Here is a 26,998-nt window from a genome sequence, read left to right as displayed (position 1 = left end):
GTGTGTCGGATGCGTGAGCGAACGGCCTCTGCCCGCGGTCGGCGACCGGCGTCTCCCGTCCGCGTCGCCTGGCCCGTCGCCCAGCGCGTGGAGGAGGACCGCGCCGTCGCCGTCGTCGCCGAGCACCGCTGGAGCGTCGCGATCGTCGGTGCGCCCGGCCTCGGCAAGAGCACCGCTGCAGCACGGGTCACCGACCGGGTCGCCGGTCGTGACGGCACCGGTCGCACCGTCGTCGTGCCGATCACGGCGGTCGCCGCGAGTCGCTCGATGCCCTTCGGCGCCTTCGCCGAGCGCTTCGGTGAGTTGCCGGCGTCGATCTCGGAGCTGTCCGACGACACCAGCGCCGAACAGCGGTTCCGGGCTATCGAGGACCTCGTCGACCGCGACGTCCTGCTCCGCGTGGACGACGCCGACCACCTCGACGCGATCTCCGCGCGCTACGTCGCCTGGCTGGTCCGCCGCCAGGGCGCCCGGCTCGTCCTGACCTGCCGCGACTTCACGGCGCTCCCCGAACCACTCCGCGCGCTGTGGCAGGACGACCTGCTGGAGCGCATCGACCTGCAGCCGCTCGCCCTGCACGAGACCGCCGCGCTCGTGGCCGAGGCGCTGGGCTCACCGCTCGAGAACGCCTCCGCGGAGCGCGTCCACCGGGCCACCGCGGGCAACCCGCTGTACCTGCGCGAGGTCGTCCGTGCGGCGCGGGCCTCCGGCGCACTCGACCACACGGCGAGCGGGTGGTACTGGCGCGGCCGGGTGACCGCGTCGGACAGCCTCGCCGACATGTACCGCACGGAGCTCGGGTCGCTGCCGGAGGACCTCCGTGACGTCGTCGACATCGTCGCCCTCGCCGACCCGATCCCGCTCGCCCGACTGCTCGGCCTGGTCAGCGGCGGGGACGTCGACCGTGTCGTCGCGCTCGGGCTCGTCCGCATCGACTCGCTCGAGGACGGTGCCGCGGTCGTCCGACCGTCGCACCCGCTCGTCGGCGAGGTCATCCGCACCCTCGTGCCGGTGGCCCGACGCACGGCGCTGTTCGCCCGCGCCAACGCCTTCCGCACCGACCGTCCCGAGGGCGCACCGCCCGCCGCACGCCTGCGAGCCGCACTGTGGTCGCTCGAGTGCGGGGTCCTGCCGTCGGTCGACCAGCTGCTCGACGCGGCCCAGGTCGCGGTGCGCCTGCAGGAGCACGAGAGTGGGATCGCCCTCGCCTCGGCGGCCCTCCGCACGACGCTCACGCCCACCGAGCAGGTGACCGCGCACTGCCTCCGATCGCTGGCGCACTCGTACTCCGACGGCCGTGAAGCCGGGCGTGCGGACGCCGAGGCGGCGTGGGGCGTCGCGAAGCAGCACGTGCCCGAGGTCACCGACGAGGCCGTCATCGAGGCGTGCGAGACCCTCGCCAACATCCGGCAGTTCCACGACGACGACGTCACGGCAGCGGTGGCCCTGACCGACGCCGCCACGCGCCTGGTGTCGTCCGCCGATGCGGCCGAGCGTCTGCGGCTGCTGCGGATGGCGCACCTCGGCTGGGCCGGTGACTTCACCGAGGTCCGCGCCGAGATCGAGCGCAGCGGCATCGTGCACGCCCCGACGATGCCGATGTCCTTCCTCGCCGTCGCGCCCTGCGCCGTGATGGCCCTGGCGACGGCCGGCCGGCTGGACGACGCCGCCGCACTCGGTCGCCGCGCCCTGGCGACCGCCGTGGCACACGTCGAGGACGCCCCGTGGAGCGTCGGCGAGAACGCCTCCGTCCTGCACCAGGCGCAGATGTGGCGCGGCGACATGGACGACCTGATCACCGAGGTGCCGGCGGGACGGTCCAGCCCGTACCTGAAGTACGACTTCACGCTCGAGCTCATCGGTCAGGGCAACCTGGCGATCGCGCAGAGCCGCTGGGACGACGCCGTCGCGGCGTTCTCGGCGGCGTGCGAGCGGTACGACATCGCCGACCACGGTGGGTTCGCGGCGTACCCCTGGGCGCGCCTGGCCCTGGCGCACGCGTACGCCGGTCACACGGAGGCGGCGACCCGGGCGCTCGAGCGTGCTCGGACCACGCCGCCCCGGGCGATGCGGATCACCGGCGAGCAGGTGGCCGTGTCGATCGCCTGGACCGAGTCCGTCCTCGGCAACCCGGCCGGACTGCAGCACGCCGACGAGATCATCGAACGCAGCACGGCGAACGGTTCGTGGACGCACGTCATGTACGGCCACGCCCTGCACTACGCCGTGGGCGTCCTGAACGGCCGTGACACCTCGGGGTCGCTGGAACGGATGCGCGCGGCAGCGGCCCGGGTCGACGGGCCACTCGCCGGCGCGATCGTGGAGTACGCCGACGCGGTGCAGGCCGACGACCGCACCCGGGTCATCGCGGCGCAGGGGCTGCTCGCCTCGCACGGTGTCTCGGTGTCCGCCGGGCGCACGAGGCCGGCGTTGACGAAGCGGGAGTACGAGGTCGCCGAGCTCGCCGCCCACGGGCTGAGCAACAGGCGCATCGCGGAGTCGCTCGGCCTGTCGACCCGCACCATCGACGCGCACCTGTCCCGGGTCTTCTCGAAGTGGGACCTGCACGCGCGGTCGGAGCTCAGCGAACTGCTCTGAGCGGATCGGGGCGACGTGATCTGACGGATCGGTGCTCAGTTCGGGCAGCTCGGCGTTCGGCATCGGCTGTCGCGCACGCAAGAACGTTGCGGACTGCAGCACGACGCGCCGCCGCGATTGACACGTCACGCGGAACATCGCGTACCTTGGTCCCTGTCGCCGGGTTCGGACCCGTTCGGGTCGGGTCCGAATCCCGGCGACTTCAAGCTTAGGAACGCGATCGATGCGGGCGCATCGGTAAGCACTACCTAATTCGCGGAGCAGGCAACCAACGCCGCCGACCGGTCCTGGTCAGTTGCCGGGAGCGGGTAGCCGGACCGGCAGGAACGCCGTCAGGTCCGCGCGGGATCCCGAGGCGCTGACGCGCGACTGCGCGACCGCCTCGGCCCAGGTGAGCTCGCCGGACGCGAGCGCCAGCCAGGTGGTGGCGTCGGTCTCGACGACGTTCGGCGGCGTGCCACGCGTGTGCCGAGGGCCGGGCACGGCCTGGACGGCGGCGAACGGCGGCACCCGCACCTCGACGCTGTTGCCCGGCACCTCGTCCGCCAGGCACTGCAGCGTCCAGCGCACGGCGGTCGCGACCGCCGGTCGAGCCGTCTCCCCGCCACGCACCGCGGCCAGTGCTGCACGGCCGTCGGCGTCCTCGATCCTCCTGGGTGGCATCTCCACAGGCTAGCCCTCGCATCGCGGGCGGCGAGTCGGGCTGGGTAGGGTGATCGGGTGCGAATCCTCGTCCTCGGTTCCGGTGCCCGCGAGCACGCGATCATCACGGCCCTCCTCGCTGAGCGTGCGGGTCACGTCATCACGGCAGCGCCCGGCAACGCCGGCATCGCCGCCGACGTCGAGACCGTCTCCCTCGACCCCACCAACGGTGCGCTCGTCGCCGAGTACGCGATCGAGAACGACGTCGAACTCGTCGTCGTGGGTCCGGAGGCCCCGCTCATCGCCGGTGTGGCCGATCCGGTGCGCACACGGGGCATCCCGGTGTTCGGTCCGGGCAAGGCCGCCGCCCAGCTCGAGGGCTCGAAGGCGTTCGCCAAGCGGATCATGGGCGAGGCCGGTGTCCCCACGGGACGTCCGATCTCCGCCGGGACCGTGGACGAAGCCGTCGCCGCGATCGACGAACTCGGCGCACCGTACGTCGTCAAGGCCGACGGACTCGCAGCCGGCAAGGGCGTACTCGTGACCGACGACCGTCAGGCCGCGATCGACCACGCCACCTACTGGCTCCAGCACGGACACGTCGTGGTCGAGGAGTTCCTCGACGGCGAAGAGGTCTCGTTGTTCTTCCTGAGCGACGGACACGACGTCCGCGCGCTCAGCCCCGCGCAGGACTACAAGCGCCTCGCCGACGGTGACCTCGGCCCGAACACCGGCGGCATGGGCGCCTACTCGCCGCTGCCGTGGCTCGCCGACCGCTGGCCGTCCGAGCAGGCCTTCGTCGACGAGGTCACCGACCTCGTGGCCCTGCCGACGGTCCGCCGCCTCGAGCACGAGGGCACGCCGTTCGTCGGGCTCCTGTACTGCGGGCTCATCGTCACCGAACAGGGCGTCCGCGTCATCGAGTTCAACGCACGCTTCGGCGACCCGGAGACGCAGGTCGTCCTCCCCCGCCTGGCGACCCCGCTCAGCGCACTCCTGCTCGCCGCGGCCACGGGGCAGCTCGGCGCCGTCCCCGCTCCGGTGTTCCGCGACGAGGTCGCCGTGACCGTCGTCCTGGCCAGCGAGGGCTACCCGGAGAACCCGCAGACCGGCCGGCCGATCACCGGCATCGACGACGCGAACGCCCGCGACGGCGTCTCCGTCGCACACGCCGCGACCGCCGTCCTCGACGACACGCTCATCGCCACCGGCGGCCGGGTGCTCAGCGTCGTCGCGACCGGGTCCGACTTCACCGAGGCCCGTGAGCGCGCCTACGCCGGACTCGGCGACATCACGCTCGACGGCGCACAGTTCCGCACCGACATCGCCGCGAAGGTCACCCGGTGACCGCCCCCGCCACGATCGACGGCTGGCGGCACGTCTCCTCCGGCAAGGTCCGCGAGCTCTACGTGCCCGCCGGCACCGCAGACATCGCGAGCGCCACCGAGCTGCTGCTCGTCGCCTCGGACCGCGTGAGTGCCTACGACTTCGCGCTCGAGCCACCGATCCCCGGCAAGGGCGAGCTGCTCACCCGCCTGTCGCGGTTCTGGTTCACGCAGTTGAGCGACGTGCCGAACCACATCATCGGTCCGTCCTCGGGCAGGACACCGGTGCCCGCCGAGGTCGAGGCGCGGTCGATGCACGTCATGCCGCTCACCATGTTCCCCGTCGAGTGCGTGGTGCGCGGGTACCTGGTCGGCAGCGGCTGGGCGGAGTACCAGGAGACCGGCAGCGTCTGCGGTGTCGCGCTCCCCGACGGGCTGTCGAACGGCGACCGCCTGCCCGAGCCGATCTACACGCCGGCGTACAAGGCGCCGCAGGGCGAGCACGACGAGAACATCTCGTACGAGCAGACCGTCGACCTCGTCGGGGCCGAGACCGCTGCCACGCTGCGCGAGCTCTCGCTGCACGTCTACACCGAGGCAGCGGCCATCGCGCTCGACCGTGACGTCGTGATCGCGGACACCAAGTTCGAGTTCGGGCAGGACGCCACCGGCCGGATCCGCATCGCGGACGAGGTCCTGACGAGCGACTCCAGCCGCTACTGGGACGCCCGGTCCACCGACCGCACCGACTCGTTCGACAAGCAGATCGTGCGGGACTGGCTCAGCGCCCACTGGAACCGCCAGGGAACGCCGCCGGTGCTCCCGGACGAGATCGTCGAGCGCACGGCTGCGCGCTACGCCGAGCTGATCGAGCGCCTCGGCGCCTGACGACGCGCCCGGTCGGTGCGTGGTGCCGCCCGGCCAACGGTCACGACACCCCGCTCAGCTCCGGCGGGCGGTCACGAACCGTCGCCCGAGGCCCCGCCGACCGACGGTTCGCGACCACTCGGCGCCCCACGCACGACACGTCACGACCACTCGCCGCACGACGGGCGACGAGCCGGCGACAGTTCTCGACCGCTCAGGCCCCGAGCGCGTCGCGCGCCACCACGACGACGGTCAGGTCGTCGCCCGGGTCGTGCTCCAGGACCCGCGCGCGCACCCGCTGCAGGAACGTCTCGACGTCCGGGGACTCCCGGTACAGGGAACCGAGCTCCGACAGCGACGCGAGCGTTGAGTCCCAGAGTTCGAGCGCGCCGTCCGTCACGACGATGAGCACGTCACCGGGCCGGAGCACGAGCGACCCGGCTGCGCGCGGCATCCCCGCGGGGTGCAGCCCGATCGGCAGGTCCGACGACCGCAGGATCCGTTCGGCACCGTCGTCGCGGAGCTGCAGCACGAGCCCGTGGCCGGCGTCGGCGAAGTCGAGACGTCCGGTGGACGGGGTCAGCCGTCCGTGGAACATCGTCGCGAAGGACTCTGCACGGCTGAGTTCCGGGGCGACCTGCGCCTCGAGCTCCGCGACCGCGACGCCCGGCTCCAGGTCACCGCGGGCGAGCAACCCGCCGCGGATGTTCGCCGCGAGGAGCCCGGCGGACATGCCCTTGCCCATGACGTCCGAGACGGTCAGGTGGATCGAGTCCTCGCCGGAGCGGTGCCAGTCGTGGAAGTCGCCGGAGACGAGCCCGTGCGGGATCGACACACCCGTGATGCGGTACCCGGGCACCTCGACCGCACGGGGCTCGAGGCCGTTCAACACGGTGCGCAGCCGGTCCTCGTCGGCGCCGGCGAGCAACTCGCGCTCCGCCCAGACCCCGAGTTCCTGGAGCAGGGCGAGCTCGTCGGCGTCGAGGGTGCGGGGCTCGGGGTCGATCAGGCAGAGGGTGCCGATCTTCACGTCGTCGTCGCCGGCACGGAGCCCGACCCCGGCGTAGAAACGGACGTTCGGGTCGCCGACGACCATCGGCATCTCGGCGTACCGGTCGTCCGCACGGGCGTCGGGCACGACGACGGGCTCTCGCTGGCCGAGCGTCCGCCCGCAGAACGTGTCCTGCAGCGGGATCACCGGGTCGAACACGGTGTCGCTCTGCTGCGACTTGATCGTCAGCGTGGTCTCGCCCGCCAGGTTGAGGAACGAACCGGACACACCGAGGGCTTCACGGGCGATCCGCGTGATCCGTTCGAACCGTTCCTCGACCCCACCGTCGACGACGTCGAGCGCCGCGATCAGGGCCGCTCGCCGGATCGCTTCGGCCCCGGTCGACGCGGGCACGGACATCGCGGTTTCCGGCTGCATGCTCCCACGGTAACGCGCTGAACGGACAGGTCCTGTCCCCAGTCCGGAGGGCGCAGATCCTCGGGCGCGGCGGTCTACCCTGGACGTCGTGCTCCGAGTCGTCCCCGCAACCGTCCTCGGCGTGGCCGCCCTCCTGACACTGACCGGCTGCGGTGCCCACGACTCCACCGGCCGGGTCTCGGTCACGGTGTCGTCGAACGCCGCCGACCACCCCTACGAGGTCAAGGTCTTCGCGTCCACCGGCAAGCTCTCCGAACACCAGCGCGTGTTCCCGGGCGGCACGGCGGACTTCGCGGGCGTCCCGCTCGGCGAGGTCACGGTCCGCGCCGGTGACCTGTGCCCGCAGACGACCGAGGTCTCGAGTGGCTCGGTCGCGACGGTCACCCTCACGACGACGGGCTGCTGACCCCGACCGCGACGAGGTGCTCGACGCGCGGTTCACCGGCGACCTCGCGCACGGCCTGCAGGGTCCGGGCGTCGTCCCCGGTCTGGCGGACCTCGTGCTGGTCGACGTGCTCCTGCCACGACCCCACCCGGAACGCCTCGACCCAGGCGTCCGGTCCGGATGCGGCGTCCCGGTACAGGTTCCAATCGCGTGCTCCGGTCCGCCGACGGCTCCGGCCGAGCCGGGCGGCACGCGTGCGGAACTCGTCGACGGCCTCCGCTGGCACGGTCCAGTGCAGCAGCACGAGGGTCTCCCCCGTCTCCGCACCGCGGCCGTCCGGCACGAAGGCGTCGTCCGCGAACGGCATCGGGGTGGCGGTGCGCTGCCGGTCGGTGAGCACGGGGAACCCGGACACGAACAGCGCGGTGGCGCTCAGGGCGGTGAGGACACCGGCACCGGCGAGCACGCCGGTGACACCGAGCGGCGTGGCGACCGCGCCGGCCACCGCCGCACCGATCGCCGTGCAGCCGAAGAGCACCAGCTGGTACGCGGCGAGCCCGCGGGTCCGGACCCAGGCGGGCAGGAACGCCTGCACCGTGCCGTTCAGGGTGGTCACGACGGCGATCCAGGCCACTCCACCGATCAGGAGCGCGACCAGGACGACCGCCAGCACCGGGACGAGCGCGACGACCGCGGTGCAGAGTCCGAACACCACCGAGGCGACCCCGACCGTGCGGCCGATGCCGAGCCGAGCGCGGACGGCCGGCATCACGAACGCACCACCGACCGATCCGGTGCCGACCGCGGCCAGGAGCAGTCCGTACCCGCCGGACGACAGTCCGAGCGACCCGTCGGCGACGAGTGGCAGGAGCGCCCACAGCGCGTTCGCCGGCACCATGAAGACGGCCAGCTGCACGAGCAGCCGGCGGACGACCGCGGCGTGCAACACGTACCGCAGGCCCGCGCGGGTCGCGTCGATGAACGGCTCGGCCCGGGTCTCCGGGCGCTGGTAGCCGCGCCAGGCCACGAGCACCACCAGGAAGAGTGCGAAGGACAGTGCGTTCGCAGCGAACACGAACGGCACGCCGAGCTGCGCGATCACCACACCGGCGAGCGCGGGGCCGATCGCCCGGGCGACGTTGACGCCGACCGAGCTCAGCGCGGCGGCGTCGGTGATCGCCGCCCGCGGGACGATCTCGGGCACGAGCGCCTGGTACGCGGGCAGCTGGAGCGCGGACGCCGTGCCGAGCAGGAACGTGACGGTGAGCAGGAGCGCCGGGGTCATGCCTCCGGTCGCGGTGAGCACGGTCATCGCGACGCCCACGACCACCTGGAACGCCTGCACGCCGATGAGCAGTCGCCGCCGGTCGACGAACTCGCCGATCACCCCGGCGGGGATCCCGACGAGCAGCACCGGCAGGCTCGAGGCCGTCTGCACGAGGGCGACGACGACGGGCGCGGCGTGCTCGTCGATGAGCAGCCACTGCGCGCCGACGGTCTGCATCCAGCTGCCGATGTTGCTCACCAGGGCCGCGATCCACAGGGCGCGGAAGACCGGGATCGCGAGCGGCGCGAGGGCGCCGCCGCGGGGTGCGGGGGTGGTGCGTTCCGTGGTCACGTCGCCTCCTGCGGTGGAGTGGGGACGACCGGGAGGCGCGGTGCGCGTCGGACGCGCGCCGTGCCTCCGTGCCGTGGTCGCGTCACGCTCGGAGTGGCGACTCCGGGCAGGATAGCCGGAATCCGCAAACTCCGAGCGCGCCGCGGTGCTCGGGAGCGGCCAGCGGGTGCGCCGAGGGGAGCGCAGCGAGCCGAGCCGCTCGGGGGATCACCGCACCGGCTGGTCCGGTCGGACGGCGCTCCGTTCGATGGTCTCGTGCGGCCGCTCCCCGAACCGCACCCGGTAGTGCGCCGCGAACCGCCCCAGGTGCGTGAACCGCCAGCGCCGGGCGACCTCGCCGACGAGCAGCGTGCGGGAGCCCGACCGTCCGAGTTCGAGGTGCACCCGGTCGAGCCGGACCTCGCGCAGGTACTCCATGGGGGTGACCCCGAGGCGGCGGCGGAACAGGTCCTGCACCCCGCGCTCGCTCAGGTCGCAGGCCGCGGCGATGTCGGCGACCGTCAGGACCCGGTCGGCGTGGTCGTGGACGAATCCGATCGCCCGCCGCATCCGGTCCGCGACGTCCGACCGCGACCGGGTGAAGGTCGAGAGCACCACGGTCGCGATCCGCCGGTTCAGGGCGGCCCGGTCGTCGGCGGGCAGCTCGGGGTCGAGGATGCGCCCGGAGACCTCGCGCAGCACCGCCCGCAACGGTTCGAGTGCGGGATCGGCGGCGTCCGGCTGGCGGAACACCGAGGACGCCCCGGTGTCAGCGAGCAGTGACGGCGACAGGTGCAGGAGCGTGGTGGCGGTCGCGTCGGTCTCGAAGCCGTACGCGACGGACGCCGAGAGCATCATCGGCCGCTCGGCACCGACCTCCCAGTGCTCGCCGTCGTCCGCCGTCAGGCTGGCCCGGCCGTCGGCGAGCCAGAACACGACGTGGTCGGGGCGCGGCCCGATCGTGCCCGACCGCGCTCCCGGCGTGGCGATGCGGTGGATCGACAGGTCGTCGTCACCGCCGGTCTCGTAACGGAACCCCTCGTCGTCGATGGTCACCGCGACGGCACGCGGTCCCACTCGTCGCCGTACCGGGACAGCACCGTCCACCGCGAGATCGGCCACGTGGTCACGAAGGCGCGCCCTACGACGTCGTCGACCGGCACGGTGCCGTGCACCCGCGAGTCGGCGGAGTCGTACCGGTTGTCGCCCATCACCCAGATGCGACCCTTCGGCACGGTGACCTCGAAGTCCTCCGCCGCCACGCGGTCCGACCCGGGCTCGTGGACGACGTAGGGCTCGTCGACCGCGTGCCCGTTCACCGACAGGCGACCCTGGGCGTCACAGCACGACACCGTGTCGCCCGGCAGGCCGATGACCCGCTTGATCAGGTCGTCGCCCTGGCCCATCCCGAGCCAGCCGCCCGGGTCCTCGAACACGACGACGTCACCGCGCTGCAGCGGCACGACCCCGGGGACGAGTTCGTTGACGAGCACCCGGTCCCCGATCAGCAGGGTGTTCTGCATCGAGGCCGAGGGGATGTAGAAGGACCGGACCAGGTACGCCTTCACCAGGAAGGACGCCAGGAGTGCCACGACGACGATGATGACGAGGTCGCGCAGGAACCGCAGACCGCCGCGCTTCGGCTCGGTCTCGGCGTGGTGGGTGGCGTCGTCGGCCGGTGCGTGCGTGTCGCTCAATGCGTCAGCACCACCTTGACGAGACCGATCACGAACGCCACCGCGGCCAGCACGATCCCGCCCCACAGGCCGAGGAACGTCGGCTGCTTCCCGCTGAACCGCTGCATGAACACGCCGACCAGCCCGATGCGCACGACCAGGATCACGGTCGCCGCGATCTGCGCCCACTCGGCCGGGAGCCAGCCGATCCAGGCCGCCGCGTAGAGGACCGCCGGGATGAGCCCCGAGGTCGCGATCGGGTTGGCGTTGCGGACGATCGTCGCGACGGAGTCCCGGCGGGCGGCACGCTCGTCGTCGCCCTCGCCACCGTCGTCACCGAGGCCGTGCGCGACGAGGTGCGCCAGCACGTGCGCCAGGTAGGTCAGCACGGCGGTCGCCAGGACGGTCGCCACCGCGGCCCCGTGGTGGATCTGCTCCGGGTTCACCGCGATCGCGACCGCGAGCACGGTGATGTTGCCGTAGATGTACGAGGACATCCGGTCGCGCACGTGCTCGAGCGGCAGGTCGCGGGGGTCCGGACGGCCGCCTCGGGGTCCGTGCCCCGGTCGGGACGGCCGTCGTGTGCGTGGCATCCGTCCATCTTGGCCCCTGCGGTCGGCTGTCCGCCGACAGGACACCGGATGCGATGGTCACGCGGACGGCCGGTTCCGGCAGACTGGGTGCCGATCGGTGCGACGGAGCGCCGGACAGGAGGCACGGATGACGTCCGCACGACCACTCGCCCTGGTGACCGGGGTGGGCCGCAGAGCCGGCATCGGCGCAGCGCTCGCCACCCGGCTGGCGACCGACGGCTGGGACCTCGCCATCTCGTGGTGGGGACCCTACGACGACCGCGTGAGCGGCGGGGCGGACCCGGACGGGATCGAGTCCGTGGTGCAGGACTGCGAGGCGGCGGGAGCACGTGTGACGCGCCTCCCGGTCGACCTGGCGGACCCGGAGCATGCGGCCGCGCTCATCGGCCGCGCCGAGACGGAGGCGGGCGCCCCCGTCACCGCCCTCGTCATGTCGCACTGCGAGTCCGTCGACTCCGACCTCCGCACCACCACGGTCGAGTCGTGGGACCGGCACTTCGCGGTGAACGCCCGCGCACCGTTCCTGCTCGTGCAGGCCTACGCGGCCGGGCTCGAGCGCGCCGGGGACGCCGCGCCGCGCGACCGACGCCGGATCGTCGCACTGACGAGTGACCACATCGCGTACAACCTGCCGTACGGGGCATCGAAGGGCGCGCTCGACCGGATCGTGTTCGGTGCCGCGAAGGAGCTCGGCAGCCTCGGGGTCAGCGCCAACGTGGTGAACCCGGGGCCGAACGACACCGGCTGGATGTCCGACGAGGTCAAGGGGTGGGCCGTCGAGGGCACCCCGCTCGGCCGGCTCGGACGCCCGTCGGACACCGCCGCGCTCGTCGGGTTCCTCTGCTCGGAGCAGGGCGCCTGGGTGAACGGCCAGCTGCTGAAGTCGGACGGCGGGATCTCGAACAGCGCGTAGGACACCCGCTCGGTTGACGCGTCATCAACTTAGTTGACGCGTCAACCAATCCGGCGCACACTGGGTGCATGCAGACGCACGAACTCCTCGCCGCCGACACCGGGATGGGCGCCGTCACGCTCCGCGTCGCCGACCTGGACGCGATGATCCGGTACTACCGCGACGGCGTGCGGCTGTCGCTGCTCTCCCACGACGGCGGCGTCGCGGTGCTGGGCCGGGGCGCCACGCCGATCGTGGTCCTCGAGCACGCCCCCGCGATGCGGCATGCCGGACCCCGCGAAGCCGGACTGTTCCACACGGCGATCCTGTTCGACACCCGCGCCGACCTGGCCGCCGCGCTGTACTCGGTCGCGACGCAGTACCCGGCCACGTTCACGGGCAGCGCCGACCACCTGGTGAGCAACGCGTTCTACTTCTCCGACCCCGATGGCAACGGCGTCGAGCTGTACTGGGACCGCGACCGCACCGAGTGGTCGTGGACGCACGGCATGGTCGACATGGACACGAAGTACGTCGACCCGAACGCGTTCCTGCAGTCCCACCTGACCGAGGACGCCCTCGACACCGCAGCGGCGCGCCCCGGCAAGGTCGGGCACGTGCACCTGTCCGTCGGCGACGTCGCCACCGCACGATCCTTCTACGTCGACACGCTCGGGTTCGCGACCACCGCGGGCTTCGGCGAGGCGCTGTTCGTCAGCGCCGGCGGGTACCACCACCACATGGCGATGAACACGTGGAACTCCCGCGGTGCCGGGCGACGCCAACTGGCGCTCGGGCTGGGGCTCGTGCGCATCGAGGTGCCCGGCGCCGAGGACCTCGGTGCCCTGACGGAGCGGATGCGGCACGGCGGCGTGGAGCTCGCCGACGACGGCCGCACGCTGGCCTTCGAGGACCCCTGGGCGAACCGCATCGAGGTCACCGCGCCCGGTCGCGGCTGACGGCTCGGGAGGTTTCGCGCTGCCCGACACCTCACGCGCGCCCGGACCCGTGGAGTGTCGCGCAGCGCGAAACCTCGGCACTCCGGCCGCGGGACCGGCAGGATGGACGCGTGACTGACGACATCCGGTGGGAGGTGGTCGAGGAGAGCACGCTGTCGCTCCCCGACCACGAAGCGATCGCGGCGCTGCTCGGGCAGGCCTTCCCCGACTGGTCGCACTGGTACGTGGGCGGCAGGAGCTGGTCCGGCATGCAGCCGGAACGCCGGGTGCTCGCGCACGACGCCGACGGGGTCGTCCTGGCCCACGTCGGAATCCGCCGGATGTACATCTCCGTCGGCGGCGAAGACGTGCTGGTCGGCGACACCGGCCTGGTCGCCGTCGCACCCCGCCTGCAGGGCACCGGCGTCGGCCGCGAGCTGATGACCCGGACCGCGGCGGTCCTCGAAGGGCTCCGGGTGCCGTACGGCTTCCTCGGCGCGGGCGAGGACCGCATCCCCTTCTACGCGAAGCTCGGCTGGCACGAGTTCCCCGAGGCCGTCGGCACCTTCTCGGCGTTCACCGCCGAGGGCGCGGGCGTCAGCAACACCGAGCAGGGCGGCTGGATGGCGCTGCCGGTGGCAGCGCAGCTCGAGGACTGGCCGGACGGACCCATCTGGCTGAACGGCCAGCAGGTCTGAGCACGAGGACTGGGTACCCCCGACGCGCCGGCCCGATCCGGCTGAACGGCCAGCAGGTCTGACCCGCTTCAGACCAACGGACAGGAGGCCCGGTACCAGCTGGTACCGGGCCTCCTGTCCGTCAGGTCGTCCAGCGGGGCTTACGCCTCGACCGCCACCTTCTCCGGGTCCTCGTTCGAGCCCGGCGCGCTCGGCGCGACCGCGGCGCGCACGCGCGCACCCAGGTCGGCGTCGACGTTCGTCCAGTAGGCGAACACGCGCTCGCGCAGGTCGTCGCGCGTCACCTTCGAGACGTGGCCGGCGATGTTGCCGACCAGGCGCTCGCGGGCGGCGTCGTCGAGGACCTCACGGACGAGCGTGCCGGCCTGGCCGAAGTCGTCGTCCTCCGGGTGCAGGGTCGCGGCGGAACGCTGCAGCGCGCCGTCCGACTCCCAGCCGGGTGCGTCGTCGGTCGCGTTCGGGTCGGCGTGCGCCCCACCGAGCGAGTTCGGCGCGTACACCGGCACCTCGGACTTCTGGAAGTCGAAGCGCATGCCGCCGTCCTTCGAGTACGAGTGGACCTCGTTCTTCGGGGCGTTCACCGGCAGCTGGGCGTGGTTCGTGCCGACGCGGTAGCGGTGGGCATCCGCGTAGCTGAAGATGCGCGCGAGGAGCATCTTGTCGGGGCTGGCCGCGATGCCGGGCACGAAGTTCGAGGGGGCGAAGGTCGCCTGCTCGATCTGCGCGAAGTAGTTCTCCGGGTTGCGGTTGAGCTCCATCGTGCCGACCTCGATGAGCGGGTAGTCCGCGTGCGGCCACACCTTCGTCAGGTCGAACGGGTTGAAGCGGTAGGTCGCGGCGTCCTCGTAGGGCATGACCTGCACCTTGAGGGTCCAGCGCGGGAAGTCCTGACGGTCGATCGCGGCGTGCAGGTCACGGATGTGGAAGTCCGCGTCCTCACCGGCGATGCGGTCGGCGTCCTCCTGCGTCAGGGTCTTGTGGCCCTGCTCGGTGATGAAGTGGTACTTGACCCAGAAGCGCTCGCCCTCGGCGTTGATCCACTGGTAGGTGTGCGAGCCGAAGCCGTCCATCTCGCGCCAGCTCGCCGGCAGACCGCGGTCGCCCATCAGCCACGTGACCTGGTGCGCCGACTCGGGCGACAGGGTCCAGAAGTCCCACTGCATGTCGTGGTCGCGCAGGTGCGAACCCGGCAGGCGCTTCTGGGAGCGGATGAAGTCGGGGAACTTGATGCCGTCGCGGATGAAGAACACCGGGGTGTTGTTGCCGACGAGGTCGTAGTTGCCCTCGGACGTGTAGAACTTCAGCGCGAAGCCGCGGGGGTCGCGCCAGGTGTCGGGCGAACCCTGCTCACCGGCGACGCTCGAGAAGCGGGCGAGCATCTCGGTGGTCTGGCCGGGCTGCAGGAAGGCCGCACGGGTGAAGCGCGAGACGTCGTGCGTGACGGTGAAGGTACCGAAGGCGCCGCCGCCCTTGGCGTGCACGACCCGCTCCGGGACGCGCTCGCGGTTGAACTGGGCGAGCTTCTCGACCAGGTAGTGGTCGTGCAGCGCGAGGGGGCCGTCGGCCCCGACGCCCATCGAGTGCTCGTCGCTCGAGACGGGTGCGCCGCTGTTGGTCGTGGTGGTCGGGGTGCCGGTCGGCGTGTTCTGGTCGGACACGGTTCCTCCTGGGGGTGGGACGTTGGTTCGGTCAGGGATGCTCGGGTGGTTCGGGGTCCGGCGCGTCGTCGCGCCGGTGCGGAGGGCGGTCGCCGTCAGGCGGGCAAGGGGGCGTCGGGCGCCTGCGCGCTCGCGTCCGGGTCGTCGCGCTCTGCGTCGTCGCGCTCTGCGTCGTCGCGCTCTGCCGCTGCACAGCGCTCGCAGATGCCCCAGTAGGTGACCTCGGCGGTGGTGACGGCGAAGCCGTGGGTCTCGGACGGCGTGAGGCAGGGCGAGTGTCCGACCGCGCAGTCGACGTCCTCGATCGCGCCGCACAGCGTGCAGACGATGTGGTGGTGGTTGTCGCCGGTGCGCCGCTCGTACCGCGCGGGGCTGCCGGCCGGCTCGATGCGGCGGACGAGCCCGACGCCGGTCAGGGCGTTCAGCACGCCGTAGACCGCCTGGTGACTGGTGGTCGGCAGTTCCGCGGCGAGCGCCGTGACGATGTCGTCGGCGGTGGCGTGCGGCATCGAGTCCGTCGCGCGGAGCACAGCGAGTCGTGGGGTCGTGACCCGGAGCCCCGAGGAACGGAGCAGATCGGCGTCGGCATCCATGCTGAGCCTTTCTTTTGCAGGAATCAAGACAACAGGTTCACTGTACACGAGCTTCTGCTGCCGGCCCGCGACACGACGCATGCCGCTACCGGAATACGAAGTGTCACGATCCGGTCGCGATCAGCTGGAACGACGCTGGACCGACTGATCCGCACGCTAGCGTCCGGACATGTCCACGAGCCAGGGTCTGCCTGAACAGGCGAACAGCACCGCAGACGTCCGGGGGATCATCGCGAAGCGGGACCTGGTCGTCGACCTCATCCGGACGGCCTGCGTCGTCCTCGTCGTCGTCGTGCACGTCACGATGGTCGGCGTCGCCGCCGACGACCAGGGGGTGCGGGTCACGAGCCCGCTGCAGGAACTCCCCTGGTACGTCGCCGCCACCTGGGTCGGGCAGGTGATGCCGCTGTTCTTCGTGGTCGGCGGGTTCGCGAGTGCCGTCGGTTGGCGCAGCACCGTCGCCCGTGGTGCGCCGAGCCCAGCCCGCGACTACCTCGCCACCCGTCTGGTGCGGCTGTTCCGGCCCGCGGTGCCGCTGTTCGTCTTCCTGGCCCTCGGGCTCGGGGTCGCCACGGCCGCGGGGACCCCGCCGGAGCTCCTCGCCGAGGTCGCGTTCGGCATCGGCTCCCCGCTCTGGTTCCTGGCCGCCTACGGCATCACGCAGTGCTGCGTCCCGCTGATGATGCGCCTGCACGAGCGTGCACCCTGGGCCACCCTCGCCGTGCTGCTGGTGCTGGCCGGAGCGGTCGACGCCGTCCGCCTGGCCACCGGCGTCGCCGAGGTCGGGCTGCTCAACCTCGGGCCGGTGTGGCTCTTCGCGCAGCAGCTCGGGTTCCTCTGGGCCGACGGCTGGTTCGCGCGGCGCTCGAAGGTGCTGCTGCTGGGCGTCGCCGTCGCCGCGTACGCCGTGCTCGTGCCGATGACCTCGATCGGGCTGTGGGCACCCGACATGTTGCAGGACCTCAACCCGCCGATGCTCCCGCTGGCGTTCCTCGCGATCGCGCAGGCCTGCCTGGTCCAGCTCGTGCACGCTCCGCTCACCCGGCTGATGCGGACCCGGGCAGCGCTCGGTGCCGTGTTCGTGCTCGGCCGCGACGGCATGACGATCTACCTCTGGCACCTGCCGCTGTTCATCGTGCTGAACGGGGTCGCCCTGCTCGTCGGGGTGCCGTTCCCCCCGCCGGGGTCGGGCCCGTGGTGGGCGTCCCGCGTCGTCGCACTGGTCGTGGTCCTCGCCGTCGCGATCGGGGTCGCCCGGGCTCTGCGCTGGTTCGACCGGCCGCTCCCCCGGCTGCTGCCGTCCGCGGACCGTCCGTCGTGGCCGGTCGTCGCGGTCGCGGTCGTCTGCACGATCGGTCCGGCGTTCCTCGTCATGCAGCTGCACCTGTCGTTCGGCGTCGCGCTCGTCGGAGCCGTGGCCGTGCCGGCGGGCGTCTGGCTGCTGTCGCGGACCGTCCCGGCACGCGGGGTCGCCCGGATCTGAGCCGGTTCTCACCGACGCGGGGCCAGGACGGACCCCCGGTGGACCTCGGGCGGACGGAGGATGGCTCCGGCGGAACGACAGACGAGTCCGCCCGATCCCCAGGAGGCTCCCCACGCCGTCGACACCCGAGTTCTGGAGCACCTGGCGGTTCGATCCCCTGGCGGCGGTGCTCATCCTCGTCGCCGCGGTCGCCTACGGCCGGTTGATCGTGGGGGCTGCGCGACGGGGCACCCGCTGGCCGTGGTGGCGCACGCTCGCCTTCGCGACGGCGCTCGCGCTGTTCGGCGTCCTGCAGTTCGGCATCGTCGGCGTCGACGACGAGCGGTTGCGCTGGGCGTTCGTGCTGCGGGCCGCCCTGCTGTTCTTCGCGGTCCCCACCTTCGCCGCGCTCGGTGCGCCCGTCCCGTTGCTCCGGACGGGAGGCCCGCCTCGCCTCGTCCGCGCCGCCGACGCCGTCATGGGCTCACGTCCGGTGCGCCTGCTCGGCAACGCGATCGTCGCACCGCTGGTCGCGCTCGCGCTGTTCGCCGTCCTGCTCACCCCGTTCTCGGCGGCGATCCGGGAGTCCCCCACCTGGGCGGCCGCCATCACCGTGACGGTGCCGGCGCTCGGGTTCGGCCTGCTCGCGCCCCTGTCCGAGGTCGGTGTGCTGGTCTCGTCGACGTTCGCCACCGCCGAGTTCCTGCTCGCGTTCGTCGAACTGGTCGTCGACGCGGTGCCCGGCATCGTGCTGCGGATCACGAACCACGTGCTCGACGGGTCCCTCGTGCCGGTGGCGGGTCGGGCGTGGTACCCGTCGCCGCTGCAGGACCAGCACCTGGCGGGCGACCTGCTGTGGTTCATCGCCGAGGTGGCGGACATCCCCGTGCTCGTCGCCCTGTTCATCCGGTGGCAGCGGACCGACCGCCGCGAGGCCCGGGCAGTCGACGCCCTGACCGACGAGCAGATGGACGCGCTCACCCGAGCGCACCTGCAGCGCCGCGGCTGACGAGTCGGAGTGTCCCTCGTTCCACATCGTGAGCAGCAATGGTCGGGTTCCCGAAGGCGACCCGACCATTCCTGCTCACGAAGTGCGCTCGTGCCCTACTTCGACGGGGCTCCCGCGGGCTCGGCGTCGGGCTGCGTGGTGACCGAACCGGTCTGCTCCCACGCGACGGTCTGCTTCGGCTTCGCCAGGAACAGCGCCGCGACGATGGCCACGACCAGCACGATCGCCGGCAGGTAGAGCGACTCGCCCATGGCCCGGGAGAACGGCTCGAGCAGGGAGCCCGGCATCGCGCCGACCTGCTGCTCGGCGCCGCCGGCGGACACCCCACCGGACGACGCCGGGAAGTTCGCGGTGATCCGGGCCTCCATCAGGGCCGCGATGCCGGCGGAACCGAGCACCGCACCGATCTGGCGCGTCGTGTTGTAGACGCCCGAGCCGGCACCGGCCAGCTTCGGCGGCAGGTTGCGCGTCGCCGAGACCGACAGCGGTCCCCACATGCAGGCGTTGGCGAGACCGAGGAGCGCACTCGGCAGGAGCACCCAGCCCCACTCGGCACCGCTCGACAGCAGCAGGCCGAACCAGAACAGGCCGACCGAGAAGCAGGCGAGCCCGAACGAGGCGACCCAGCGCGGGTTCCAGCGGTTGAGGTTCTTGCCGACGATCGGCGCGAGGGCCGCGGACAGCACGGCCTGCGGCACGAGGAGCAATGCGGCCTGGGTCGGCGAGAACCGCAGGACGTCCTGCGCCCACAGCATGATCGGCAGCGCGAACGAGGCGATCGCGACACCGACGGCCGTGATGGCGACGTTGGCCAGGGTGAAGTTGCGGTCCTTGAACAGGCCGAGGGGCAGCAGCGGCTCGCCCTTCTGCACGCCCTGCCAGACGACGAACCCGGCGAGCACCACGAGGCCGACGATGATGAGCGACCACACCGAGATCGGGCCGGCGATGACACCCCAGTCGTAGGTCTCGCCCTCTTGGATGCCGAAGACGAGCAGGAACAGCCCCACCGCGGACAGGAAGATGCCGAGGTAGTCGAAGCGGTGTCCGTGCCGCTCGAACGACGGCACGAAGCGCTGCGCGAGCACGAAGGCGACGACACCGACGGGGACGTTGACGAAGAAGATCCACTCCCAGCCGAAGCCGTCGACGAGCAGGCCGCCGAGGATCGGGCCGACGAGCGACGCGATGCCGGCGACGGCACCCCAGAGGCCCATCGCCGCCCCGCGGTTCTGCGGCGGGAAGATGCGCGTGATGACCGACATGGTCTGCGGGCTCATCATCGCGGCGCCGAGGCCCTGCACGACGCGGGCGACGATCAGCATCTCGATGGACCCGGCCAGGCCGCACCACAGGCTGGCGAGCGTGAAGACCACGAGGCCGATCTGGTACATGACCTTCGGGCCGAAGCGGTCGCCGAGCCGGCCGGTGATGAGCAGCGGCACGGCGTACGCGAGCAGGTAGGCGCTCGTCACCCAGATCACGGAGTTGATGTCCGCGTCGAGCTCCTGGGCGATGGTGGGGGTGGCGACCGACACGATGGTCGAGTCGACGAGGATCATGAAGAACCCGACGACGAGTGCCCAGAGGGCAGGCCACGGCTTCTTCTCGGTCGTCCGCGGAGGCGTGACGGTGGTCATCGAGTGGTTTCCTTGCTGTTCGTGGTGGTGTCTGCGGACGCGGCGGGGGCGTCCCAGGAGATGTGGCCGGCGGCGATGCGGTCGGCCGTGGCGGTGAGCCACTCGATCTGCGTCGTGAGCGTGGCACGGACGTACGACACGTCGAGCCAGTAGCGCTCGGGCAGGTCCTTCGCGCGGACGACCCCGAGGATCTCGTCGGTCTCGTCGCGCTGGGCCCCGAGTGCGGTGATCCGCGCGCGGAGGGCCGACTCGGCCTCGTCGACCGACAGGTTCTCGATCTCGGCGACGGCCAGGTGGAAGACGGGGTACTCCTCGGCCGGTTCGGCGATCAGCCGGACGAGCCCGTCGTGCAGGGCCGTCCACCCGGCGTCCGTGATGGCGTAGGTGGTGCGTTCCGGACGGTTCCCCGCCCGGTCGGTCCCGACGACCTCGGCGTAGCCGAGCTCCACCAGGCGGCCGACCTGGTGGTACAGGGTGCCGGGCCGGACCTTGACGTTCCGTCCGTCACGGCGGTGCATCATCGTCTGGAACATCTCGTAGGGATGCGTCGGCCCCTCGGCCAGGAGCCCGAGCGCGGCGAACGCGAGTGGCGTGAGCGACGGCACACGTGCCTCCAGTCCGCTTGTTCGTTGTTGACTATTCGACTTGGAATATACGCGCTGGAACACACGTGAGCAAACGCACAGCAGGCACCCGCCTGGAGGCCCGGAGCCGTCCCGGCGTGTCGCGCGCGCCCCGTAGACTGGTCGCGTCCCCCCACCCCTGAAGTGCTGGAGAGAACACGTGCCAACGATCGTCGTCGAGGTCATGCCCAAGGCCGAGATCCTCGACCCCCAGGGGAAGGCCGTGGGCAACGCCCTCGCCCGCCTCGGCAAGGCCGACCTGACCAACGTCCGCATCGGCAAGCGCTTCGAGGTGACCGTCGACGGCCCCGTCGACGACGCCAAGCTGGCCGAGGTCCGCGACATCGCAGCCGACGTCTTCTCCAACGCGGTCATCGAGGACGTCGTGTCCGTGACCGTGGAAGGTCAGTGACCCGGATGCGCATCGGCGTCATCACGTTCCCGGGCTCGCTCGACGACCGCGACGCCCAGCGCGCCGTCCGTCTCGCCGGCGCCGACCCCGTCGCTCTCTGGCACGGCGACCACGACCTGCAGGGCGTCGACGCGATCGTGCTCCCCGGCGGGTTCTCCTACGGCGACTACCTGCGCGCCGGCGCGATCGCCGCGAAGGCCCCGATCATGGCCGAGGTCATCGACGCCGCCGGCAAGGGCATGCCCGTGCTCGGCATCTGCAACGGCTTCCAGATGCTGGCCGAGGCCCGTCTGGTCCCCGGCGCGCACACTCGCAACGCGCACCAGCAGTTCATCCGCCGCGACCAGAAGCTCCGCGTCGAGACCACCGCGACCGCCTGGACCTCCGGCTTCAGCGCCCAGCAGGAGATCACCATCCCGCTGAAGAACGCCGATGGCCGCTTCGTCGCGGACGCCGACACCATCAAGCGCATCGAGGACAACGGCCAGGTCGTGTTCCGCTACGTCGGCGTGAACCCGAACGGCTCCATCGACGACATCGCCGGCGTCTCGAACGAGCGCGGCAACGTCGTCGGCCTGATGCCGCACCCCGAGCACGCGACCGAGGCCGGCTTCGGCCCGGACACCCCCGCTGCGATGGCCTCGGGCACCGACGGCCTGACCTTCTTCACCTCCGTGATCGAGCACGCGCTCGTCAAGTGACAGGGAACAACGACACCGTGACGACACCCGTTCGCCCGAAGCCCGACACCGTGCAGGACGCGGCAGCCACCCCCGACAAGGAGCAGCCGTACGACGCGCTGGGCCTGAAGCCGGACGAGTACGCCCGCATCAAGGAGATCCTCGGCCGCCGCCCCACCTCGGGCGAGCTGGCGATGTACTCGGTGATGTGGAGCGAGCACTGCTCCTACAAGTCCTCGAAGAACTACCTCCGTCAGTTCGGCAAGAAGGTCACGCCGGAGATGACGAAGAACCTGATGGTCGGCATGGGCGAGAACGCCGGTGTCGTCGACGTCGGCAACGGCTGGGCGGTGACCTTCAAGGTCGAGTCGCACAACCACCCGTCCTACGTCGAGCCGTACCAGGGCGCGGCCACCGGTGTCGGCGGCATCGTCCGCGACATCATCTCGATGGGCGCCCGCCCGGTCGCCGTGATGGACCAGCTCCGCTTCGGCGCGATCGACCACGAGGACACCGCACGCGTCGTGCACGGTGTCGTCGGCGGCATCTCGTTCTACGGCAACTGCCTCGGCCTGCCGAACATCGGCGGCGAGACCTACTTCGACCCGGTGTACCAGGGCAACCCGCTGGTCAACGCCCTCGCGGTCGGCGTCCTGCGCCACGAGGACCTGCACCTGGCGAACGCGTCCGGCGCCGGCAACAAGGTCGTCCTGTTCGGTGCCCGCACCGGTGGCGACGGCATCGGCGGCGCGTCGATCCTGGCGTCCGACACCTTCACCGAGGGCGGCCCGACCAAGCGTCCGGCCGTGCAGGTCGGTGACCCCTTCGCCGAGAAGGTGCTCATCGAGTGCTGCCTCGAGCTGTTCCAGAAGGACCTGGTCGAGGGCATCCAGGACCTCGGTGCCGCGGGCATCTCGTGCGCCACCTCGGAGCTCGCGAGCAACGGTGACGGTGGCATGCACATCTCGCTCGACGACGTCCTGCTCCGCGACCCGACGCTCACCGCCGAAGAGATCCTGATGTCGGAGAGCCAGGAGCGCATGATGGCGGTCGTCCGTCCCGACAAGCTCGACGAGTTCCTCGCCGTCGTCGGCAAGTGGGAGGTCGAGACCAGCGTGCTCGGCGAGGTCACCGGCACCGGTCGCCTCGTCATCGACTGGCAGGGCCAGGAGATCGTGAACGTCGACCCGCGCACGGTCGCCGTCGACGGCCCGGTCTACGACCGCCCGGTCGCGTACCCCACCTGGATCGACGCACTGCAGGCGGACACCGCCGCTTCGCTCGACCGTCCGGCTGATGGCCCCGCCCTGAAGGCGCAGTTCCTCAGCCTGCTCGGCTCGCCGAACCTGGCGTCGAAGAACTGGGTCACGAACCAGTACGACACCTACGTGCTCGGCAACACCGCACTGTCCTTCCCGGACGACGGCGGCATGATCCGCGTCGACGAGGAAACGGGGCTCGGCGTCGCCATCGCCACCGACGCGAACGGCCGCTACTGCCAGCTCGACCCGAAGCAGGGCGCCCGCCTGGCCCTGGCCGAGGCGTACCGCAACGTCGCCGTCACCGGTGCCGTCCCCGCCGCCGTCACCGACTGCCTGAACTTCGGCTCCCCCGAGAACCCCGAGGTCATGTGGCAGTTCTCCGAGGCGGTCGAGGGGCTGGCCGACGGCTGCATGGAGCTCGGCATCCCGGTCACAGGCGGGAACGTGTCGTTCTACAACCAGACCGGCTCGACCCCGATCCACCCGACGCCCGTCGTCGGTGTGCTCGGCATCATCGACGACGTCGCCAAGCGCGTGCCGTCGGGATGGCAGGACGACGGCCACAACATCTACCTGCTCGGCACCACGAGCCTCGAGCTCGACGGCTCCGCCTGGGCCGGCACCGTGCACGGGCACCTCGGCGGGCGTCCGCCGGCGGTCGACCTCGAGCGCGAGAAGGCCCTCGCCGAGCTGCTGTACGCGGCGTCCGGCGAGCAGCTGCTCACCAGCGCGCACGACCTGGCGGACGGCGGCCTCGGCCAGTCGCTCGCCGAGTCGGTGCTCCGGTTCGGCATCGGTGCCCGCGTGGTCCTCGACGAACTCGAGACCCGCGACGGCATCGACACCGCGACGGCGCTGTTCTCCGAGTCGACCGGTCGCGTCATCGTGACCGTCCGCCGCGAGGACGACGTGCGGTTCCAGGGCATGTGCGACGGCCGGGGCTTCCCGGTGCTGCGCATCGGTGTGACCGACGCGACGTCGAGCACGCTCGAGGTCCAGGGCGCGTTCGAGGCCACGGTCGACGAGCTGCGCGGCACACACGCCGCGACGCTGCCGGCCCGCTTCGGCGACGTGATCGTCGAGGACGTCACCGAGGGGTACGTCGGCCGCGGGCCGCTCGACTCCGACGGTGCCTTTTCGCCGCGCACCGACGCCTAGGCCCGGGTCGCGGATGCCGATCGTCACCCTGCCCTTCGCCGAGCTCGTCGACCGGTTCGGCCCCGTGCCGGACGGCGTCGAGCTGGACGTCTGGGACGTCGAGTCGCCGTACGGTCGCCCGGACGACGTCGCGATCACCTTCCTGCCGTTCTACTTCGAGGGGCGGCACCGCTGGCAGTTCGTGCACGACCTGCCCGAGCTGCAGCTGCTGCAGCTGCCGAGCGCCGGGTACGAGCACGCGATCCCGCACGTGCCCGGGCACGCGCAGCTGGCGAACGGTCGGGGCATCCACGACGACGAGACCGCCGAGCTCGCGGTCGGCCTCGCGCTGACCTCACTCCGTGAGATCTCGGCGTTCCAGGTCGACCGTGCCAACGGCGTCTGGGACGCCCGCGAGACCCGATCGCTCGCCGACCGCCGGGTGACCGTCGTCGGCTACGGGGCGATCGGGTCCGCGATCGCCACCCGGTTCGAGGCGTTCCGCACCGAGGTGACGGTGGTCGCCCGGACCGCTCGCGAGCAGGACGGCCGGCACGTGCACGCGTTCGGCGAGCTGCCCGAGCTCGCCCCGACGACCGACGTGCTCGTGCTCATCGCACCGCTCACCGCCGAGACCGAACGCCTGGTCGACGCGGAGCTGCTCGCGGCACTGCCGGACGGCGCCCTCGTGGTGAACGTGGCGCGCGGCAAGGTCGTCGACACCGACGCCCTGGTCGCCGAGCTGCGGTCGGAGCGGCTGTTCGCGGCCCTCGACGTCACCGACCCGGAGCCCCTGCCCGCCGGACACCCGCTGTGGACGACGCCGAACACCGTGCTCACCCCGCACGTCGGCGGCAACACCGACCTGAGCGTGCCGCGGTCGATCGCACTGATGCGCAAGCAGGTCGCGGCGCTGGCCGAGGGTCGCCCGTTCGAGAACCTGATCGAGTTCTAGCGAGCGGAACCGCGGCGTCACTCGAGTCGCAGCGCCATCCCCAGGCTCGGCGCGACGTCGTCGAACCCGAGGGACCGGTAGAGCCGCTGCCCCGGCGGGTCGCCGACGAGCGTGACGTACGCACCCGCTGGCGCCCGGTCACGGATGTCCGCCAGCAACCACTCGACGACCCGGCGACCGAGCCCCCGTCGCTGGTGCACGGGATCGGTGGCGATGTCGGCGATGTGGAAGTACCACCCGCCGTCGCCGATCGTGCGACCCATCGCGACGGGCGTGCCGTGCTCGTCGACCACGTGGCACGCCGACCAGCTGCCGGCGATCGCTCCGGCACCCTGGGCGGGGTCCTTCGGGGACAGACCGGATTCCCGGCGCAGCCGCAGGTAGTCCTCGAGCGGCGGCGGACCGACGACGATGCGGTACTCGGGCTGTTCCGTGGCGGAGGTCATGGTCAGAGCGGGACGACGCAGGTGGGGGTGCCGACCGGGATCTGCGCGACGGCTTCGCCGGGCATGCCCTCGGCGTCGAGCGGCAGCACGGCCACCGCGTCGGACATCTGGTTCGCCACCAGGACGAACCCGGGCACCCGCGCGAAGTGCCGCGGCCAGGCGCCACCGCAGGGCACCGACCCGACGAGGGCGAGCCCGCCGTCGCGCGCGTCGAGCACCACGAGCAGGTCACGCCCGCGCACCGCCACGTAGACGCGGCCGGCCTCGTCGACCTCGATGTGGCTGAGCAGCGACTCCCCCACGGCACCGTCGAACGTCGGCACGGCGACGATCGTCACGAGCGAGCCGGAGTCGTCGCGGCGCAGGCGGTGCACGCGGCCGTCGAGCTCACCGGCGACGAGCAGGTCACCGTCGATCCAAGCCATGTGCCGCGGTCCGGTACCGGGTGCCACGCGGTGCACGCGCAGCGCCTCGACGCCGGGGACCCCGTCCGCCGTGACGGTGATGCGGAACTCGTGCAGGGCGTCCCCGCCGAGGTCGGCGACCAGGACCGTGCCGTCGGGAGTGGCGATCGACTGGTGCGCGTGCGGGCCGTCCTGACGCTCCTCGTCGGGACCGGTGGCGTCGGGCAGCACCGCGACCGCCACCGCTTCGGCCGGCACCGAGCGCTGGTCGGCCTCGCCGTGCAGCACCACGCCGTCGCTGGCGGTCACCGAGGCGGCGTGCGACTCGGCCGCGGCGAGGGAGATCGCCGTGACCGTGCCGGAGACGTAGTTCGTGACGACGAGCACGCCCGAGGGGTCGACCCGGACGTGGCACGGGGCGTCACCGCCGGCGGGGGCGTCCCACAGGTGCTCGAGTGCGCCGCCGTGCAGCCGGAAGGCCGACACGGCACCGTCGTTCGTCTCGGAGACCGCGTACACCCGGTCGCCCGAGACCGCCAGGAACGAGGGGTCGTCGAGCACCGCGACGGTCCGGGGCGCCGCGGCTCCGACCGGTCCGCCGTCGACCAGCGAGATGCCGGTGGCGTTGCCGCCGCCCGTCGCCGTGTAGGAGCCGATGAGCAGCGTCGGCAGTTCGGCGCTCATTCGTCGCGGCCCGCGATGCGCTCGTGGTGGTGGATGACCTCGGCGACGATGAAGTTGAGGAACTTCTCGGCGAAGGCCGGGTCGAGGTGGGAGTCGGCGGCGAGCGACCGGAGCCGTGCGACCTGGGTCCGTTCGCGGTCCGGGTCGGCGGCCGGCATGCCCGATTCGGCCTTCAGGTGCCCCACGCGCTGCGTGTACTTGAAGCGCTCCGCGAGCATGTGGATGACGGCGGCGTCGATGTTGTCGATGCTCTGCCGGATGCTCCGCAGTTCGGCGACGGCCGTCGCGTCGGCACTCGCGTCGGCGCGCGTGTCAGAGGTTGCGTCGGCCTCGGGCGGGGTGACGTCGTCGTTCATGATCCGAGCCTACTGGCGGACGTGCAGCGGAACCCGG

General features: G+C 71.9%; 26 protein-coding genes. 13 read left to right on the top strand and 13 right to left on the bottom strand.

Features of this window, described 5'->3' with window-relative positions:
• Nucleotides 1-9: 9 nt before the first annotated feature.
• Nucleotides 10-2,598, top strand: a complete 2,589-nt coding sequence (locus tag KK087_RS03230; RefSeq protein ID WP_214564195.1) for a LuxR C-terminal-related transcriptional regulator — start codon at nucleotides 10-12, stop codon at nucleotides 2,596-2,598.
• A gap of 291 nt (nucleotides 2,599-2,889) precedes the next feature.
• Here the strand turns inward: KK087_RS03230 and KK087_RS03225 are convergent, their stop codons facing one another.
• Nucleotides 2,890-3,261: a sterol carrier family protein gene (locus tag KK087_RS03225; protein ID WP_214528922.1), complete on the bottom strand. Its 372-nt coding sequence runs from the start codon at nucleotides 3,259-3,261 to the stop codon at nucleotides 2,890-2,892.
• A gap of 57 nt (nucleotides 3,262-3,318) precedes the next feature.
• On the opposite strand from KK087_RS03225, the gene purD reads away from it, so the two are divergent.
• A complete protein-coding gene (purD, locus tag KK087_RS03220) occupies nucleotides 3,319-4,587 on the top strand; it encodes a phosphoribosylamine--glycine ligase (RefSeq protein ID WP_214564194.1) in 1,269 nt (422 codons plus the stop codon).
• Nucleotides 4,584-5,453, top strand: coding sequence for a phosphoribosylaminoimidazolesuccinocarboxamide synthase (locus KK087_RS03215; RefSeq protein ID WP_214564193.1), 870 nt, complete (start codon nucleotides 4,584-4,586; stop codon nucleotides 5,451-5,453). The genes purD and KK087_RS03215 overlap by 4 nt, the downstream gene beginning before the upstream one ends.
• A 193-nt stretch (nucleotides 5,454-5,646) precedes the next feature.
• On the opposite strand, the gene KK087_RS03210 is transcribed toward KK087_RS03215, so the two are convergent.
• Nucleotides 5,647-6,861, bottom strand: coding sequence for a PP2C family protein-serine/threonine phosphatase (locus KK087_RS03210; RefSeq protein WP_214564192.1), 1,215 nt, complete (start codon nucleotides 6,859-6,861; stop codon nucleotides 5,647-5,649).
• A gap of 88 nt (nucleotides 6,862-6,949) precedes the next feature.
• Between KK087_RS03210 and KK087_RS03205 the strand changes: the two genes are divergently transcribed.
• Nucleotides 6,950-7,267, top strand: a complete 318-nt coding sequence (locus tag KK087_RS03205) for a hypothetical protein (protein WP_214528918.1) — start codon at nucleotides 6,950-6,952, stop codon at nucleotides 7,265-7,267.
• On the opposite strand, the gene KK087_RS03200 is transcribed toward KK087_RS03205, so the two are convergent.
• From KK087_RS03200 to KK087_RS03185, 4 genes are all read right to left on the bottom strand, one after another.
• Nucleotides 7,248-8,864, bottom strand: a complete 1,617-nt coding sequence (locus KK087_RS03200) for an MFS transporter (RefSeq protein ID WP_214528917.1) — start codon at nucleotides 8,862-8,864, stop codon at nucleotides 7,248-7,250. The two genes, KK087_RS03205 and KK087_RS03200, sit on opposite strands and share 20 nt — an antisense overlap.
• A 207-nt stretch (nucleotides 8,865-9,071) precedes the next feature.
• Nucleotides 9,072-9,899 (bottom strand): helix-turn-helix transcriptional regulator, encoded by an 828-nt coding sequence (locus KK087_RS17790; RefSeq protein WP_214564191.1) that lies wholly within the window; start codon nucleotides 9,897-9,899, stop codon nucleotides 9,072-9,074.
• Nucleotides 9,896-10,540 carry a signal peptidase I gene (gene lepB, locus KK087_RS03190; RefSeq protein WP_214564190.1) on the bottom strand — a complete coding sequence of 215 codons (645 nt, stop codon included), beginning with the start codon at nucleotides 10,538-10,540 and terminating at the stop codon, nucleotides 9,896-9,898. Before lepB ends, KK087_RS17790 begins: the two co-directional genes overlap by 4 nt.
• A complete protein-coding gene (locus KK087_RS03185; RefSeq protein WP_214564189.1) occupies nucleotides 10,537-11,112 on the bottom strand; it encodes a hypothetical protein in 576 nt (191 codons plus the stop codon). The genes lepB and KK087_RS03185 overlap by 4 nt, the downstream gene beginning before the upstream one ends.
• A gap of 127 nt (nucleotides 11,113-11,239) precedes the next feature.
• Between KK087_RS03185 and KK087_RS03180 the strand changes: the two genes are divergently transcribed.
• From KK087_RS03180 to KK087_RS03170, 3 genes are all read left to right on the top strand, one after another.
• Nucleotides 11,240-12,025, top strand: coding sequence for an SDR family oxidoreductase (locus tag KK087_RS03180; protein WP_214564188.1), 786 nt, complete (start codon nucleotides 11,240-11,242; stop codon nucleotides 12,023-12,025).
• 68 nt (nucleotides 12,026-12,093) lie between these two features.
• Nucleotides 12,094-12,963: a VOC family protein gene (locus KK087_RS03175; protein ID WP_214564187.1), complete on the top strand. Its 870-nt coding sequence runs from the start codon at nucleotides 12,094-12,096 to the stop codon at nucleotides 12,961-12,963.
• 110 nt (nucleotides 12,964-13,073) lie between these two features.
• Nucleotides 13,074-13,640, top strand: coding sequence for a GNAT family N-acetyltransferase (locus tag KK087_RS03170; RefSeq protein WP_214543848.1), 567 nt, complete (start codon nucleotides 13,074-13,076; stop codon nucleotides 13,638-13,640).
• A gap of 140 nt (nucleotides 13,641-13,780) precedes the next feature.
• Here the strand turns inward: KK087_RS03170 and KK087_RS03165 are convergent, their stop codons facing one another.
• Nucleotides 13,781-15,298, bottom strand: coding sequence for a catalase (locus KK087_RS03165; protein ID WP_214528910.1), 1,518 nt, complete (start codon nucleotides 15,296-15,298; stop codon nucleotides 13,781-13,783).
• Nucleotides 15,299-15,393: 95 nt separating this feature from the next.
• A complete protein-coding gene (locus KK087_RS03160) occupies nucleotides 15,394-15,891 on the bottom strand; it encodes a Fur family transcriptional regulator (RefSeq protein WP_250892804.1) in 498 nt (165 codons plus the stop codon).
• Between the two features lie 169 nt (nucleotides 15,892-16,060).
• On the opposite strand from KK087_RS03160, the gene KK087_RS03155 reads away from it, so the two are divergent.
• Nucleotides 16,061-17,374, top strand: coding sequence for an acyltransferase family protein (locus KK087_RS03155; RefSeq protein ID WP_214564186.1), 1,314 nt, complete (start codon nucleotides 16,061-16,063; stop codon nucleotides 17,372-17,374).
• Between the two features lie 166 nt (nucleotides 17,375-17,540).
• Nucleotides 17,541-18,362 (top strand): cytochrome c oxidase assembly protein, encoded by an 822-nt coding sequence (locus KK087_RS03150; RefSeq protein ID WP_307859947.1) that lies wholly within the window; start codon nucleotides 17,541-17,543, stop codon nucleotides 18,360-18,362.
• A gap of 95 nt (nucleotides 18,363-18,457) precedes the next feature.
• Here KK087_RS03150 and KK087_RS03145 read toward each other — a convergent pair whose 3' ends face one another.
• A complete protein-coding gene (locus KK087_RS03145) occupies nucleotides 18,458-20,002 on the bottom strand; it encodes a DHA2 family efflux MFS transporter permease subunit (RefSeq protein ID WP_214564185.1) in 1,545 nt (514 codons plus the stop codon).
• Nucleotides 19,999-20,607: a PadR family transcriptional regulator gene (locus KK087_RS17600; RefSeq protein ID WP_214528906.1), complete on the bottom strand. Its 609-nt coding sequence runs from the start codon at nucleotides 20,605-20,607 to the stop codon at nucleotides 19,999-20,001. The genes KK087_RS03145 and KK087_RS17600 overlap by 4 nt, the downstream gene beginning before the upstream one ends.
• A 178-nt stretch (nucleotides 20,608-20,785) precedes the next feature.
• Between KK087_RS17600 and purS the strand changes: the two genes are divergently transcribed.
• The 4 genes from purS to KK087_RS03120 are packed head-to-tail and all read left to right on the top strand — an operon-like array spanning nucleotide 20,786 to nucleotide 25,071.
• Nucleotides 20,786-21,037, top strand: a complete 252-nt coding sequence (gene purS / locus KK087_RS03135; RefSeq protein ID WP_017886272.1) for a phosphoribosylformylglycinamidine synthase subunit PurS — start codon at nucleotides 20,786-20,788, stop codon at nucleotides 21,035-21,037.
• A gap of 5 nt (nucleotides 21,038-21,042) precedes the next feature.
• Entirely contained in the window at nucleotides 21,043-21,738 is a 696-nt protein-coding gene (gene purQ, locus KK087_RS03130) for a phosphoribosylformylglycinamidine synthase subunit PurQ (RefSeq protein WP_027465024.1), read from the top strand.
• A 17-nt stretch (nucleotides 21,739-21,755) separates the two neighbouring features.
• Nucleotides 21,756-24,137, top strand: a complete 2,382-nt coding sequence (gene purL / locus KK087_RS03125; RefSeq protein WP_258373872.1) for a phosphoribosylformylglycinamidine synthase subunit PurL — start codon at nucleotides 21,756-21,758, stop codon at nucleotides 24,135-24,137.
• Nucleotides 24,138-24,150: 13 nt separating this feature from the next.
• Nucleotides 24,151-25,071, top strand: a complete 921-nt coding sequence (locus tag KK087_RS03120) for a 2-hydroxyacid dehydrogenase (protein WP_214564184.1) — start codon at nucleotides 24,151-24,153, stop codon at nucleotides 25,069-25,071.
• A gap of 17 nt (nucleotides 25,072-25,088) precedes the next feature.
• Here KK087_RS03120 and KK087_RS03115 read toward each other — a convergent pair whose 3' ends face one another.
• From KK087_RS03115 to KK087_RS03105, 3 genes are read right to left on the bottom strand one after another with little or no spacing between them, the layout of a single operon-like run.
• Complete coding sequence (locus KK087_RS03115) at nucleotides 25,089-25,517, bottom strand: GNAT family N-acetyltransferase (RefSeq protein WP_214564183.1); 429 nt, start codon at nucleotides 25,515-25,517, stop codon at nucleotides 25,089-25,091.
• Nucleotides 25,518-25,519: 2 nt separating this feature from the next.
• Nucleotides 25,520-26,605: a lactonase family protein gene (locus tag KK087_RS03110; protein WP_214564182.1), complete on the bottom strand. Its 1,086-nt coding sequence runs from the start codon at nucleotides 26,603-26,605 to the stop codon at nucleotides 25,520-25,522.
• Nucleotides 26,602-26,961, bottom strand: coding sequence for a chorismate mutase (locus KK087_RS03105; RefSeq protein WP_214528902.1), 360 nt, complete (start codon nucleotides 26,959-26,961; stop codon nucleotides 26,602-26,604). Before KK087_RS03105 ends, KK087_RS03110 begins: the two co-directional genes overlap by 4 nt.
• Nucleotides 26,962-26,998: the final 37 nt, after the last annotated feature.

Origin of the sequence: Curtobacterium aurantiacum (assembly GCF_018598555.1) — a bacterium.
GTDB lineage: Bacteria > Actinomycetota > Actinomycetes > Actinomycetales > Microbacteriaceae > Curtobacterium > Curtobacterium aurantiacum.
The sequence above is the reverse complement of the archived record's forward strand: the minus strand, read 5'-3'. Positions and strand labels throughout refer to the sequence as shown.